This is a genomic window from Pseudomonas sp. ADAK21 (assembly GCF_012935735.1).
Classification (GTDB): Bacteria; Pseudomonadota; Gammaproteobacteria; order Pseudomonadales; family Pseudomonadaceae; genus Aquipseudomonas; species Aquipseudomonas proteolytica.
Genome location: NZ_CP052857.1, coordinates 2,918,828 through 2,932,710, shown reverse-complemented (window position 1 = coordinate 2,932,710; position 13,883 = coordinate 2,918,828). Strand labels below are relative to the sequence as shown.

Below are 13,883 nucleotides of genomic sequence, written 5' to 3'. Positions count from 1 at the left end.
GTCTGGCGCGTGGCATCGGCACAGGAATATGCCTATAATCGCCGCCACTTTTAGGCCAATCCGGCCAATTTACCTGGCCACCAACGGGGGCAACGCCCAATGAGCTACAGCAAGATTCCGGCTGGCAAAGACCTGCCGAACGACATCTACGTCGCCATCGAGATTCCGGCCAACCACGCGCCGATCAAATACGAAATCGACAAAGACAGCGACTGCCTGTTCGTTGACCGTTTCATGGCCACCCCGATGTTCTACCCGGCCAACTACGGTTTCATCCCTAACACCCTGGCTGACGACGGTGACCCCCTCGACGTGCTGGTCGTGACCCCTTACCCGGTCACCCCAGGCTCGGTCATCCGCGCTCGCCCGGTGGGCATCCTGAACATGACCGACGACGGCGGCGGCGATGCCAAAGTTATCGCCGTGCCACACGACAAGCTGTCCCAGCTGTACGTCGACGTGAAGGAATACACCGACCTGCCGCCCCTGTTGCTGGAGCAGATCAAGCACTTCTTCGAGAACTACAAAGACCTCGAAAAAGGCAAATGGGTGAAGATCGACGGTTGGGGCAACGCAGACGCCGCCCGCGCCGAGATCATGAAGTCGGTAGCTGCCTACAAAGGCTGATACCCGCTACTCATTGCCACGGCAATCAAAAAAGCCCCGATCATTCGGGGCTTTTTTTGTGGGAAAAAATAAACGGCAAGTTCATTTATATAAACAAAACAGCAACTAACGTTTAACTAATCTCAATTCAATCAAGACTTTACTTGCAATAAGGAAATACCTACATACACCAACTCAACGCATGGTTTATTTGATCTAGTTTTCCGGCCAGTAAACTCTGCGTTTATGAATACATCAGGTGATCGCTTAAGAACGTTACTTAGGGAAGTGCATCTTTCCGCCTCCGACTTCGCCAAGAATCGCGACGTCACGCCCCAGCACGTCAATAACTGGTTCAAGCGTGGCGTGCCCATGGCCCGGCTCGACGAAATAGCAGAACTGCTGTGTGTCACCAGCCGCTGGCTGCGTACCGGCGAAGGCCCCAAACACCCGCCGACCAACTACCACCTGGAAGGCTCCAACCGCGCAAACAACGCCGCCGCACGCGAAGACTGCGGCCACTACCTCTGCGACCCCAGCAGCGGCCCGGAAAAAGTCGACGTGGAAGTCCCCCTCCACGCCTCCTTCAACGCCCAGGAAACCCTACGCCTGTCCCTGCATACCCTGGAACAACTCAATGTCACCGCCGACCGCGCCTTGGGAGCCTATATGGTTGGCAACAGCATGATCGACATCATCCAGGACGGCGCCATCCTGGCCATCGACCGCGGCCGCACGCAAATCATCGACGGCGAGATCTACGCCCTCGAACACGACGGCATGCTGCGCATCAAATACCTCTACAACCGACCCGGCGGCGGCCTGCGCATCCGCAGCCACAACAGCAACGAACACCCCGACGAACTCCTGACCTACGACCAGCGCTTCGAGCAAAACGTCCACATCCTGGGCTGGGTGTTCTGGTGGTCCACCCTCAACAAACGCCGCCCTCCCGTCCCGCTGGACGACCACCTGATCGGCCACGACAGCTCTAAATCAGACCAGGCGCTGGGAAAATGAAATAAATGTGAGTAACATGCGCGGCACATTTGGCAGGGTCGGCGTAAAGCCCACACACCCTGCCCGGCGACGCGGAGGAGTTCCCGCCGATGCCCCCTTTATCACTTGGGCGAGCGCTTGAGTGAACGATTGAAGGCTGGTGAGGTTTACCAAAAATAGACTTAACCAGTCCCCGAGAAGCCGGCCACAAGCCGGCTTTTTAATTGTCCGAAATAAACCTGTTCCATCCGAGAATCCTGCCGATAGCTCAGCTATCACGGGCGTTTCAGGCTCGTCCCTGTCCGATGGCGTTCAACGCCACTTGACCTCATCCGACGATGAAGTGGGGGGACAAAAGACTCGCATTCTGAATAGCTGTGTGGCGAGGGAGCTTGCTCCCTCGCCACAGGTTGAAGTTTTACTCTTGCTAAAGCGTCAAAAATCCACGGTCGCCGACAACTCGTACGTGCGCGGCGCGCCCAGGCCCAGGCTGGACGTCAGCGGCATGCCCCAGTACGCCTTGTCAGTGACGTTGGTCACCGTGCCACGCAGGGTCACTGGTCGCCCGGCGACCTGCATTGCATACCGCGAGCCCAGGTCGAAAATGGTGTAGCCGGGGATCGACTGCGAGTTGTCATCACTGATGTATTGCTGGGAAACCGACGTCGCGTTGGCGGTCAGGGTCAGGCCCGGCACCAGTGGCGTGTCCCATTCCGCGCCGAGCTTGCCTTGCAGCTTGGGCAACCCGGTGGCCGTCTTGCCTTCGTCATCGCCGCCTGGCGATTTGGTGATCTTCGGATCAACATGGGCAACGCCGCCCATCAGGCGGACGTCGTCGATGGGCGAGCCGAAGAAGCCCCACTCGATGCCTCGGTTGCGCTGTTCGCCACCAAAGGAGAACACATTGGTCACCGGATCGGTGGAGCTGCCCGGGCGCTCGATCTGATACAAGCTGAGGGTGTGGGTGAACGCGCCCAGGTCGAGCTTGAGGCCGATTTCCTTCTGCTTGGATTTGTACGGGGCAAAAACGTCGCCGTAGTTAGCCGCCGTCATCGGCGCCATCGCGCCTTTGCTCAGACCCTCGATGTAGTTGGCATACACCGAAACCTGTTCCGTGAGCTTGACCACCACGGCTGCGGCGGGAGTTGTCGCGCTTTCGTCATAGCCGGGCTTGTTACGCGCGCCGGTGGTGGTATTGAAGGTGTCCGTGACCACGTTCTGGCGGCGCACGCCAAGGGTCAGTTGCACCTTGTCGTCAAGGACCGACAAGGTGTCCGCCACGCCGTAGCTGGTCAGCGTGGATTCGGTGTGCGCCACCGGCGCAAAGCTGCGCGGCGCCTCCGGCCCCCAGGTCGGGTGATAGATATTGGTCAGCCAATCCGCACCGGGCACCCAACGCCGGCCATAGTCCTTTTGCTTGTCGGCATACCGCGTGGCATTGACCACCCACTGGTGCCCGATCGGCCCGGTCTGCCATTTGCCCTTGAGCCCCGCCTCGCCCGAGGTTTTCTCGATGTCCATCTTCAGTTGGCCCATGCTGGTCTTCAAATCCCCCGCATTGTTGATCACCTGGGCCGACATCGCGCCGCTGTAGCGGTAGTGGGTCTCGCTGGCGCCGAACGCCGCGTAGGCCGACAGTTGCTCAGTCAGGTCAAATTCGCCGCGCACAATCGCGCCCTGATCCTTGGTATCGACAAACGCCCAGTCCGGGTTGAGCAAAGTGTCCGACTTCGGCGGCTTGGGCACGGCCACATTCGCCGCCAGGCTGATCCCACGGTTTTGCCCGCGCACGCGGTCTTCGCTGTTGTAGAGGTCGGCCGACAGCCGCGCCCGCTCACCGCGCCAATCCAGGCCCAACGAATTCAACTGCGCTTTCTGCTGTTGCTGCTCGGTCGCTGTGTCGCCATCGCGGTACACACCGTTGAAGCGCACGCCAAATTGCTGTTCATCGCCAAAGCGACGGCCTACGTCGAGGTGGCCGCCAAACTGCGCCTCGGACATGTAGGTGGTGGTAAAGCGCGTCAGCGGCTCAGCACCGGCACGCTTGGGCACCAGGTTGACCATGCCTCCCACCGAACCGCCTGGCGGCATGCCATTGAGCAGCGCCGACGGGCCTTTCAATACTTCGATGCGCTCGTACATTTCCGGCGAAATGCGGTAGTACGGCGCCACGCCAAACAGGCCGTCGATGGTCACGTCGCTGATGCTGGTGGCAAAACCACGGATCGAATAGTTCTCGCTGTAGGTGCCCTTCAGGCCATTGCTGAACACCGCAGGGTCGGTCGCGGCGATCACATCGGTGACGGTCTGGGCCTGGCGGTCGGCAATGAACTTTTCCGTGTAGCTGATGGTGCTGAACGGCGTTTCCATAAAGTCCTTGTTGCCCAGCAGGCCGAGCCGGCTGCCATACGCCACCTGGTCACCGGCGTAGCTCAGCGGCAGGTCGGCGGCCGGCATCTCACCCTCGACGCGAATCGCCGGCAACGTGGACACGCGGTTTTCTTCGGCTTGCACGAGTTCTTCGGCGAACGCAGGGGCACTGCTGATTGCCAGGCCGAGCAAGGCCATGGAGGTAAAACCCGGACGAGCGGGCACAGGGGTACGTGTACGGTGAGTCATGGAAGGCTCCGTAAGGTGGGATGTTTTTTTAGTGTTGGCAGCTTGAAGCGGGGTTAACGCCTGGAATCAGGGTTGATAGCCCTGGATCACATCGGCGATCACTTGCTTGATCGAGCTAGGGCTGGCCGCCATGACGTACCAGGCATCGGCATCGACAAACACCACGCGCCCGGTTTTCCAGGCATTGGTCTGGCGCAACAACGGGTTGCCCAGGGTTTGCGCATTCAGCAACGGGCGATGCTCCATGACGGCCGTGCGATCAACTACGTAGAGAATGTCCGGGTTGGCCTGCTGGATGAATTCACTGGAAATCGGCTGGCCATGCAAGCCGGCCTCGGCGGTCGGGCTGGCCGGTTTCACCCCCAGCTCGGTGAACACAAAGCCGTAGCGCGACTGCACGCCAAACGAGCTGAACGCACCGTTGTTATGCAGCACCACCAGGGCGCGCTCGGGGCGGTCGGCGGTGATGCGTTTCGCTTCTGCAACCTTGGCGTCGAGGGCGCCAACCTGTTGTTGCGCCAGGGCCGGCTTGGCGAAGATCTGCCCGAGGGTCAGCAGGTGCTGCTTGATTACTTCGATATGGCGCTTCTGGCTGTCGCGGTAATCCACGTCGAAATGCACGGTGGGCGCGATCTCGCTGAGTTCGCCGTAGTGCGGGGCCTGCAGCGAGGTGATCAGGATCAGGTCCGGCTTGGCCGCGTGCACCCGCTCCAGATTCGGCTGGACGATGGCGCCGGTGTCCACCACCGCCGCGTCGTCCTTGTAGCGTTGCAGGAACGGCGGCACGAAGTCCTTGGGCATACCGGCCACCGGTACGCCCAGTTGGTCGAGAAAATCCACTTCGTTCATGTCCAGGGCCACCACGCGCTGTACGGGCGGCTGGATCAGCGTGCTGCCCAACGCGTGGGTCACGTTGATCGGGGCGGCGGCCGAAGCCGGCCCTGCGCCAAGCGCGGCCAGTAACAGGGCGCAGGCCCAGGCTGTGTGTGTGCGGTTCATGGGAGTTCTCATGCGGGGTTGAAGTAGTTGCACAGGCGGCCACGGGCGCCGTGGGTGATCTCGAAATCGAGGTCGTACAGTTCGCCCAGGCGGGTTTCGTTGACCACCTCGGCCACGCTGCCGGCGCAATGCACGGCACCGCCTTTCATCGCGAGGATGTGGTCGGAGTAATGGGCGGCGAAGTTGATGTCGTGCACCACCAGGATCACCGTACGGCCCTGCTCGTCACACAGCCGGCGCAGCGCACGCATGATGTGCACGGCGTGTTTGATATCGAGGTTGTTCAACGGTTCGTCTAGCAGCAGGCAGTCGGTTTGCTGGGCGATGGTCATGGCCAGGAACGCCATTTGCCGCTGGCCGCCGCTGAGCTCGTCGAGGTAGGCGCGGCGCAGGGGTGACAGCGCGAGAAAGCTCAGCGCGTCATCGATCACGCGGTGATCTTCGCCGGTCAGCGCGCCACGGCTGTAAGGGAAGCGCCCGAAGGCCACCAGTTCCTCGACGGTCAGGCGCAGGTTGAAATCCGGCGCCTGGCGCAAGGTGGCCACGCGCTTGGCGTAGTCGCGCAGCGGGATATCGCCGACCTGGCGGCCATCCAGGCGAATGTCGCCGCCGCTCGGTGCCATCAGCCTCGCGATCATCATCAACAGCGTGGTCTTGCCGGCGCCATTGGGGCCGATCAGCGAGGTCAGGCGCCCAGCGGCAAAGCTGGCGTTGACGCCGGCCAGCACGGTCTGGGTGCCGTAGGTTTTGTGGAGGTTGTGCACAGTGATCATCGGGTGCCTCGGGTGCGCAGCATCAGCGCCAGGAAATACGTGCCGCACAGCAGGTTCACAAGAATGCTGACGGTGGTCTTGTAGTTGAAGACGTGCTCGACCAGCAGTTGCGCCGCGATAAAAATCGCGATGGCAATCGTGCTGCCCATGGGCAACGTGACCCGGTGGCGGAACGTGCGCGCCAACGCATAGGTGGTGTTGGCCACGAGCACGCCCATGAACGCCGTGGGCCCCAGCAGCCCAGTGGAAATCGCCACCAACGCCGCGACCAATGCCAGTTGCAGGCGCACCACGCGCGGGTAGTCCACCCCCAGCGACATGGCTTGGTCGCGGCCCAGGGCGAGCACATCGAGGGTCGGCAACGTGCGTGCAAAGCCCAGGCACAGCGCCGCCACCAATAACCCCGAGAACAGCAGTTGCTGCGGCTGCACGCGGTTGAACGAGGCCTGGCTGAAGCCTTGCAGGATCGAGAACTCGCCGGGGCTGATCTTCAACTGCACAAACTGCGTGACCGTGCCGATCACCAGGCTCAACACCAGGCCCAGCAGCAACAGGAAGTACACGTTGCTGTTGCCCTCGCGCAGCAACCAGCGTTGCAGCGCCCAGGAATAGCCGAGCATCAGCAGCACCGACAGCACAAAGTTGCCCTGGCTGCCCAGCAGCATCAGGCTGGCGGTGCCCAGCAACAACACCAACAACGCCTGGAACAACAGGTACACCGCTTCATAACCCATGATCGCCGGCGTGAGGATGCGGTTGCCGGTGAGGGTCTGGAAAATGATCGACGACCACGCCACGCACACCCCGCCGATACACATCGCCGCCAACCGCGCGAGCCGCTTGGGGATCACGTAGTCAAAATCCAGCCCCGAACGGAACAGCACAAAGCCCGACGCCAGGGCGAATACCAAGGCCCACAGCCGCTTCATCGCTGCCTCCAGACGATCAACGCGAGGAACATCCCGCCACCCACGATGCCCGCGGTGAGGCCAATCGGCACTTCGAACGGGAAGATCAGCAGGCGCCCGAGAATGTCGCAGGCCAGCAGCAACGCGGCACCGCCGAGGGCGACGATGGGCAGCGTGCGGCTGAGGTTTTCGCCGTAATACAAGGCCACCAAATTGGGAATCATCAGGCCGACAAAGGGGATCGAACCGATGGTGATCACCGTCGCCGCCACGGTCACGGCCACCAGCAACAGGCCCAGCGCCGCCGTGGCCGCGTAGTTCACGCCCAGGCTAGTGGCCATGCCCTCGCCCATGCCCATCACGGTAAAGCGCTGCGCATACAGGTACGCCAGCGCGACGATGGGCAGGATCAGATAAATGATCTCGTAGTTGCCCTGCACCACCTTGGAAAAATCCCCCAGCAGCCAGCCCTGCATGCTTTGCAGGATGTTGTGGCGGTACGCATAAAACTCGGAAATGGCGCTGAGCACACCGCCGTACATCAGGCCAATCACCGGCACCAGCAAGGTATGGTGAAAACGCAGGCGCCGGATGATCGCCAGGAACACTAGGCTCGCCGCGAAGCAACACAGCAGCGCAAACAGCATGCGCACGCCGGCGCTGGCAGCCGGCGCCACGCCCAGCGAGACGAGGATGCCAAGCTTGGCCGCGTCCAGGCCGCCGGTGGTCCCCGGCTCCACGAACTTGTTGCGCAGGATGTGCTGCAAGATCACCCCGCACACCGCCAAGCCCACGCCGGTCAGCACCAACGCGGCCAAGCGCGGCAAGCGGCTGGCCGTCAGCGTCAGCCACGCGTCGCCGTCGACTGCCAACAGGTCGATCTCGCGGGCGCCGACCAGCAGCGACGCGCCGCACAGCACCAGCAACACGCCACAGCCCACTAGACGCATCATGCAATCCGCCAACCACGGGCCGCCCGGCGCTGGGCGAGAAACTGCGCGTACCGCCCAGCGCTGGCCGCCAGGATCGCTGGCGTGCCCTGCTCGACAATCTCGCCGTCATCCAACACTAGAATCTGATCGGCCATGGCCACCGTCGACAACTGATGCGCGATCACAATCAACGTGCAGCGCCCGCGCAACCTGGCCAGCGCATCGGCGATGGCGGCTTGGTTGTAGGTGTCGAGGGCGGCGGTGGCTTCGTCCACCAGCAGGATCGGCGCGTCCTTGAGCAACGCACGGGCAATGGCGATACGTTGGCGCTCGCCCCCTGACAACCGCGCCCCGCCCTCGCCCACCGGCGTGTGCAGGCCCAGGGGCAAACGCGCAATGATCTCGGCCACGCCGGCTTGCTGCGCCACCGCCGCAATCTCGGCCAGGCTGGCGCCCGGTTTACCGAGGCGGATGTTGTCGGCAATGCTGCCCTGGAACAGGTAGGTGTCCTGGAAAATCTGGCTGATCTGCGCGGCCAGCACCGCTTCGGACATCTCGCGCACCTCCACGCCACCGATCAACACCTGGCCCCGGTTCGCATCGAAGAAGCGCGCCAGCAGCCGCACCAACGTGGTCTTTCCCGAGCCCGACGCGCCGATCAGTGCGGTCATGCTGCCCGGCTCGATACGCAGGCTCACCCCGCGCAGCACCTGGGGTTCGTCGGGGGCATAACGAAAACTGACGTTGCGCAATTCCACCGAACTATCCATGGGCATTTTCGCTTGCGCGGCGACCGGTAACGGCTGCTCGGCAAGAATGCTGCGCACCTCATCGAGCTGGGCGTTGGCGCTGCGCAGGATCTCGCCATAACTGGCCACTTCCAGCAGCGGTTCGATATAACGACACACCAGCACCAAGGCCACGCAGACGGCGATGGCTTCGTGGGCATCCAGGGCGTCGCACCACAGCGCGACCGCCACCAGTAAGGCGCAGAAGATCCCTTGCACCGCCCAGGCATTGAACACCGCCGACAATGAGGAGCGATAGATCAAACGCTGGCCGGACTGGCGTTGCTGGTCGATGGCCTGGTCCAGCAAACGCGTAGCGCCGCCGCTACCATTGAACGCGCGCAACACCGACTGGGCCTGCGCGAACTCGACCATGCGCTGGCTGGTCTGGGCGAAGTTCTGCTGATAGGTGTTGTCGGCACTTTGGCCCAGGCGCGCGGTGAGCAGCATCACGCCCACCAACACCGGTAGCGCCAGCAACGCCAACACACCCAAGGGCCAGTGCAAGGCAAACAGCGCGGCAACCAGCACCAACGGCGTCACCGCGCCGCTGATCACCGGGGTGAACACATGCGCCGGCAACTGCGCCACCGCCATCATGCCCTGGGTGATCAGATGGCCGAGCCGCGCACTGTTTTGCGCGCTGAACCAGCCCAGCGGCAGGCGCGCCACGTGATCGCCGACGCGTTGTCGCGCACCTTGCAGGCCCGCCACGCCGACGGCTACACCGGCTTTGTCGAGGGTGCGACGCCACAGCGCGCAAGCGGTCACGCCAAACAGCAGCGCAATCAACCAACGCCCTGCCTCCAGCGCATCACCGGCCAACAGGTGGCTGATCAGCGGCACCAGCGTGATCAGGGTCAGCCCGCTGAGCAGGCCGTAGAACACCGCCATAACGGCATAGCGGCGCAGCGTGGGCGCGTCTTCACCGAGCAGGCGCACAAAAGTCTTCAGCATGGTTGCACCGCCTGTGATTCGCTGCGGGCGTAATCGCCCAGTTGCCATAACCGTGCGTAGAGCCCGCCATGGGCCAGCAGGTCGGCGTGACGGCCATGCTCGTGCAGGGTGCCGTCGTGGATCACGAGGATCTGATCGGCGTGCATCACCGTGTCGAGCCGATGGGCGATGACCAACAATGTGCGGCCCTGGGCGAAGCGTGACAGTGCTTCCTGGATCGCCACTTCGTTGTCGGCATCGGCCGCGGCGGTGGCCTCGTCGAGCACCAGCACTGGCGGGTCCAGCAGCACTGCACGGGCGATGCTGAGGCGCTGTTGCTCGCCGCCGGAGAGCTGGGCGTCCTCGCCGATCACCGAGTCGTAACCACGCGCCAGGCGCAGAATGCGCTCGTGGATATTCGCCGCGCGGGCGGCGTCTTCGATCTGTTGCGCGGTGGCGGACGGTCGGCCGAGGGCGATGTTGTCGCGCACGCTGGCGTTGATCAGGCGCACCTCTTGCAGCACAAAACCGATGCGCTGATACAACAGCGGCGTATCGATGTGGCGCAGGTCCGCACCGCCCAAAGTGATGCGCCCACTGCTGGGATCGAAAAACCGCAGCAGCAGGCGCGCCAGCGTTGACTTGCCGGCGCCGGACAGGCCGACGATGGCCGTGGTGGTGCCCGGTTGCAGGGTGAAGTTGATGTCCCTCAGCACCGCGTGGTCGCGCTCATAGGCATAGCCAACCTGCTCAAAGCAGATTGCGTTGCCGCTCGGCAACTGCACGGCCGATTGCGTCAGCGTCGGCGTGTCCAGCAACCCCTGCACGCGCTGCGCAGCGCCGGTGGCGTTGTTCAAATCGTGGGTGATGTAGTGCAACAGCAGCAACGGCGCGCTCAGACCCGGCGCCACCAATACGAAGGGCAGCACGTCCACTGGCGCGATCCAACCCAGGCTAACAAACAGCGTGCCCGCTGCCAGTACTACGCCGAGCACAGTGACCGGCGCGATCATCGCGTTGGCATTCGCCATCGACGCCACCAGCGGGCGGGTGAAGTCGATAAAGGTCGTGGCAAAGGTGTCGATGGCGCTGCGATAAGCCCCGTGCGCTTTGCCACTGGCGCCGAAAGCCTTGACCACCGGAATGCCGTTGACGAACTCCACCACCGCGTTGTCGATGCGAGCCATCCCGCTGACAAATTCCTGCATACTCGCGCCGCTGGCGCGCATGGCCCGCGAGAGAAACAGGAAATACCCGGCAAACGGCAACAGCGACACCAGCGCCAAACGCCAGTCCATCGCAAACAGGTAAACCATCGACACCAACACCGCTCCGCCCGCGCGCCCGGCGGTGGTGTAGAAATGCGCGGTGAGGCTGTGCAGCGTATTGATATCGTCCTGCATCGCCCGTTTCACTTCGCCCGATGCTCGGCTGCTGAACCAACCCAGTGGCACACGGCTCAGGCGCTGGGTGATCGCGCGGCGTAAATGGTGAGTGAGGCGATTGTCGGCCAGGTGGGCGAGCAGCTCAGCGATAAAAATCAATGCCATGCCCGCGAATAGGCTTAAAGCGCTAAGGCCTACAACCCACCACAGTTCGCTCGACAGCTGAGCGCCAGCACCGAGGACACGTGCGGCGATATGGGCGATGGCCGCCAGCGGCACCAGCGTCAGCATGCCGCCGACAGCGGCAAGCCCTGCGGCGACACACAGACGCCCACGGATAGGCGTCAGAATCCGGCTAAGCGTGCCTGCGACTTGAGGGTTGGCCGAAGCCGCTTCAGGTGAGTCCATTGACAGAAAAAGTCCGTTTGAGAATCAGAATCATATTTAGTTGCATGACTATAAACTAATTTGCGCAAAGCCGACAAGACAGCTACAACCTTGTGTTCAGCGATTAAGGAATACCCATGGAACCCGCAAAAAAAACCGCCACTCGCGGCCGCCCGCCGAGCATCACCCGCGAGCGCATCGTCGACGCCGGCATCGAGATGGGCCTGCCCAACATCACCTTCGTCGGCCTGGCGGCGGCGTTGGGGGTCAGCCATATGGCGCTGTACAAACACGTGGCCAACCTCGAAGCGCTCAAGGCCATGGTTGCTGAAGAAATCTTCACCCGCTGGCAGATCCCCCAGGACTGCGGTGAGGCCGACGGTGGGTTGAAGGACTACCTGATCGTGTTCGCCACCTCGGTACGCGAATTCGTCAAAACCCACCCCGGGCTGACGCCCTACGTGATCCGCCGCGCGGCAGCAACCGCGCCGATGCTGGCCAAGATTGATGGGCACCAAGCGTTGATTGCGCAGGGGTTTGGGGTGAGCAAGGAACAGGCGCGGTGGCTACTGGCGACGGTGGCGTTTCACTGCATGGCGGTGGCGGATACGGTGTACACGGTGACGCAGCGGGAGCCCGTGGTGGAAACGGCGCGGGATACGGAAGAAGCGGAGATGGAGGTGGAATTGGCGCGGGGGATGGAGGCGTTGGTGGTGGGGGCGTTGGTATTGGTGGAGGGCGTTGCCTGAGCGTTGCCAAGGCCTGCCTTGGGCAGGCCGATAGGTTGTCATCGTCCCAATCGGGACTTGACCGGTTTCTGAGGCCATCCAGATCAGAAAGCTACGTCGTTGCGCGGTAAATTCTTTCGGCTTGGCGTCCGGGTGCGTAGAGCATCGAAGAGTTCTACCTCAATGACCTTACTTTCGCCGCCCCTATCCACAACATCTGGGGAGCGCCTGTGGCCTCATTGAAAATCGGAATAAATTTTATAAATAACGCCGCACAAGCCGGCTTTTTATTTGCCCCGAATAAAGCGCCCCAACAGCCTGACTACCCATCGGGCTAGACACCTTAAAAAAAAGCAAAGAGCCGCACCCTCAAGCACGGCTCTCGCCATCTAACTAACAACGACAGCCCTATCGAGTCCCGCGCAAGCGCAACGCCGAGGGCATGAAGTACGAGTCTTCCGGAATCGGCTGCGCAAAGTCCACCGTCTGCGGCTCTTCGTTATCCAGGTTCTGCACGTAGTACCGCCGTGCCTGCAGGTCATGGAACACGTCCAATGCGCTCCAGGTAGTCGGCAAATCATAGAAGTTTTTCAGGTAGGCCATCGACACCCGCCACAGTTCGCCACGGCCGTCGTACTGATCAACCACTGCCGCGCCCCAGCTGTCTTCATCAAGGTACAGCACGCGTTTGGAATACAGGTGCCGCGCCGTTGGTTTGAGGGTGCCTTCGACTACCCACACGCGGTGTAGCTCGTAGCGGGTGTATTGCGGGTTGAGGTGGCCGACTTTGAGCAGGTCGGCGTATTTCACGTCGGCGCTGGCGAGCTTGTAGTTGTTGTAGGGGATGTAGATTTCTTTCTTGCCCAGCAGTTTCCAGTCGTAGCGATCCGGCGAGCCGTTGAACATGTCGGTGTCGTCCGCCGTGCGCAGACCATCGGAAGATGAGATCGGTGTGTCGTAGGCCAGGTTCGGTGCGCGGCGTACGCGGCGTTGTCCGGCGTCGTAGATCCAGGCTTGGCGGGCGTCTTTGATCTGGTCGAGGGTCTCGTGCACCAGGGTCGCACCACCGGCCAGGCGGGCCGGGCTTTTTACGAAGGTCAGGTAGTAGAACAGGATGTTTTTCAGGTCGGCGTATTGCCCGCCCTGGCGGTAGTAGTTGAACAGCCCCTCCTGCTGCGCCGTGACCAGGGCGAAGCTGCCGTTGCGTTGCACGGGCGCCTCCGAGGCGCGGCGCACGATGTAGGTGCCGCGGTAGCGGGTGATGTGGTTCCACAGTGCTTCCACGCCGTTTTGCGGAATGGGGAACGGCACGCCGCCAAAGGCATCGGCGAAGCCGGTACCACCGTCCAGCAGCTTGGCGCTGGTGGCGTTCTTGAAGGTGTTGTCATACACCCACTGCGGCGCCGAGCCGGAGCGTCGGCTCGGATAGATGGGCATCTGGAAGCTGTCGGGGTAGCTGTTGAACAAGGCGATCTCGCCCGCCGTCAGGTTGGCCTTGTACTGTTCCAGGTTGGCCTTGGTGATGGTGAACAGCGGTTTGTCACCGGCAAAGGGGTCGATGTGGTGCTTGCCCTTTTCATAGCCCTTGGGCGCCTGGGTGATGCCGCCCTCCCAGGTGGGGATGGTGCCGGCGGCATTGCCCGCGCGCTCGGCGCCGAAGGGGGTGAGCTGGGCCTTGAGCTGTTGCGCATCTTGGGGCGAGAGCGCCGCAAGGGCATTGCCAGCGGCCAGGCCGAGGGCCAGCGCCAGGCCGGCGGTGAGCATTCGAGGTGTGTGGAACATGGCGAATCTCCAAAAGAACGAGGGCGGGCAACCGCCCTCGC

The 13,883-nt window shown here is 62.4% G+C and carries 11 protein-coding genes; 3 read left to right on the top strand and 8 right to left on the bottom strand.

Annotated elements, in window-relative coordinates:
• Positions 1–99: 99 nt before the first annotated feature.
• Positions 100–627, top strand: a complete 528-nt coding sequence (ppa, locus tag HKK57_RS13260; protein ID WP_003176323.1) for an inorganic diphosphatase — start codon at positions 100–102, stop codon at positions 625–627.
• Positions 628–852: 225 nt separating this feature from the next.
• Positions 853–1,626, top strand: a complete 774-nt coding sequence (locus HKK57_RS13255) for a LexA family transcriptional regulator (RefSeq protein WP_169390270.1) — start codon at positions 853–855, stop codon at positions 1,624–1,626.
• Between the two features lie 414 nt (positions 1,627–2,040).
• Here the strand turns inward: HKK57_RS13255 and HKK57_RS13250 are convergent, their stop codons facing one another.
• The 7 genes from HKK57_RS13250 to HKK57_RS13220 form a co-directional block, all read right to left on the bottom strand.
• On the bottom strand, positions 2,041–4,224 hold the full coding sequence (locus HKK57_RS13250; protein ID WP_224791119.1) for a TonB-dependent receptor: 2,184 nt from the start codon (positions 4,222–4,224) through the stop codon (positions 2,041–2,043).
• A gap of 66 nt (positions 4,225–4,290) precedes the next feature.
• On the bottom strand, positions 4,291–5,223 hold the full coding sequence (locus HKK57_RS13245; RefSeq protein ID WP_029292289.1) for a siderophore ABC transporter substrate-binding protein: 933 nt from the start codon (positions 5,221–5,223) through the stop codon (positions 4,291–4,293).
• An 8-nt stretch (positions 5,224–5,231) separates the two neighbouring features.
• The gene (locus HKK57_RS13240; protein WP_169390269.1) at positions 5,232–5,996 is read right to left on the bottom strand and encodes an iron ABC transporter ATP-binding protein; all 765 of its coding nucleotides are present in this window, start codon (positions 5,994–5,996) and stop codon (positions 5,232–5,234) included.
• Positions 5,993–6,925, bottom strand: coding sequence for an iron chelate uptake ABC transporter family permease subunit (locus HKK57_RS13235; RefSeq protein WP_029292291.1), 933 nt, complete (start codon positions 6,923–6,925; stop codon positions 5,993–5,995). Before HKK57_RS13235 ends, HKK57_RS13240 begins: the two co-directional genes overlap by 4 nt.
• On the bottom strand, positions 6,922–7,854 hold the full coding sequence (locus tag HKK57_RS13230) for an ABC transporter permease (protein WP_070995860.1): 933 nt from the start codon (positions 7,852–7,854) through the stop codon (positions 6,922–6,924). The genes HKK57_RS13235 and HKK57_RS13230 overlap by 4 nt, the downstream gene beginning before the upstream one ends.
• Entirely contained in the window at positions 7,854–9,581 is a 1,728-nt protein-coding gene (locus HKK57_RS13225; RefSeq protein WP_169390268.1) for an ABC transporter ATP-binding protein, read from the bottom strand. The genes HKK57_RS13230 and HKK57_RS13225 overlap by 1 nt, the downstream gene beginning before the upstream one ends.
• On the bottom strand, positions 9,575–11,353 hold the full coding sequence (locus HKK57_RS13220) for an ABC transporter ATP-binding protein (protein WP_169390267.1): 1,779 nt from the start codon (positions 11,351–11,353) through the stop codon (positions 9,575–9,577). The genes HKK57_RS13225 and HKK57_RS13220 overlap by 7 nt, the downstream gene beginning before the upstream one ends.
• A gap of 116 nt (positions 11,354–11,469) precedes the next feature.
• On the opposite strand from HKK57_RS13220, the gene HKK57_RS27155 reads away from it, so the two are divergent.
• Positions 11,470–12,081: a TetR/AcrR family transcriptional regulator gene (locus HKK57_RS27155; RefSeq protein ID WP_029292295.1), complete on the top strand. Its 612-nt coding sequence runs from the start codon at positions 11,470–11,472 to the stop codon at positions 12,079–12,081.
• Between the two features lie 387 nt (positions 12,082–12,468).
• Here HKK57_RS27155 and HKK57_RS13210 read toward each other — a convergent pair whose 3' ends face one another.
• On the bottom strand, positions 12,469–13,842 hold the full coding sequence (locus tag HKK57_RS13210; RefSeq protein ID WP_169390266.1) for a DUF1329 domain-containing protein: 1,374 nt from the start codon (positions 13,840–13,842) through the stop codon (positions 12,469–12,471).
• Between the last annotated feature and the right edge of the window lie 41 nt (positions 13,843–13,883).

Coding starts and splice junctions, on each gene's coding strand:
- HKK57_RS13225 (WP_169390268.1), bottom strand. CDS start 9,581: ATGCTGAAGACTTTTGTGCGCCTGCTCGGTGAAGACGCGCCCACGCTG.
- HKK57_RS13210 (WP_169390266.1), bottom strand. CDS start 13,842: ATGTTCCACACACCTCGAATGCTCACCGCCGGCCTGGCGCTGGCCCTC.
- HKK57_RS13245 (WP_029292289.1), bottom strand. CDS start 5,223: ATGAACCGCACACACACAGCCTGGGCCTGCGCCCTGTTACTGGCCGCG.
- HKK57_RS13240 (WP_169390269.1), bottom strand. CDS start 5,996: ATGATCACTGTGCACAACCTCCACAAAACCTACGGCACCCAGACCGTG.
- HKK57_RS27155 (WP_029292295.1), top strand. CDS start 11,470: ATGGAACCCGCAAAAAAAACCGCCACTCGCGGCCGCCCGCCGAGCATC.
- HKK57_RS13220 (WP_169390267.1), bottom strand. CDS start 11,353: ATGGACTCACCTGAAGCGGCTTCGGCCAACCCTCAAGTCGCAGGCACG.
- HKK57_RS13250 (WP_224791119.1), bottom strand. CDS start 4,224: ATGACTCACCGTACACGTACCCCTGTGCCCGCTCGTCCGGGTTTTACC.
- ppa (WP_003176323.1), top strand. CDS start 100: ATGAGCTACAGCAAGATTCCGGCTGGCAAAGACCTGCCGAACGACATC.
- HKK57_RS13255 (WP_169390270.1), top strand. CDS start 853: ATGAATACATCAGGTGATCGCTTAAGAACGTTACTTAGGGAAGTGCAT.
- HKK57_RS13235 (WP_029292291.1), bottom strand. CDS start 6,925: ATGAAGCGGCTGTGGGCCTTGGTATTCGCCCTGGCGTCGGGCTTTGTG.
- HKK57_RS13230 (WP_070995860.1), bottom strand. CDS start 7,854: ATGCGTCTAGTGGGCTGTGGCGTGTTGCTGGTGCTGTGCGGCGCGTCG.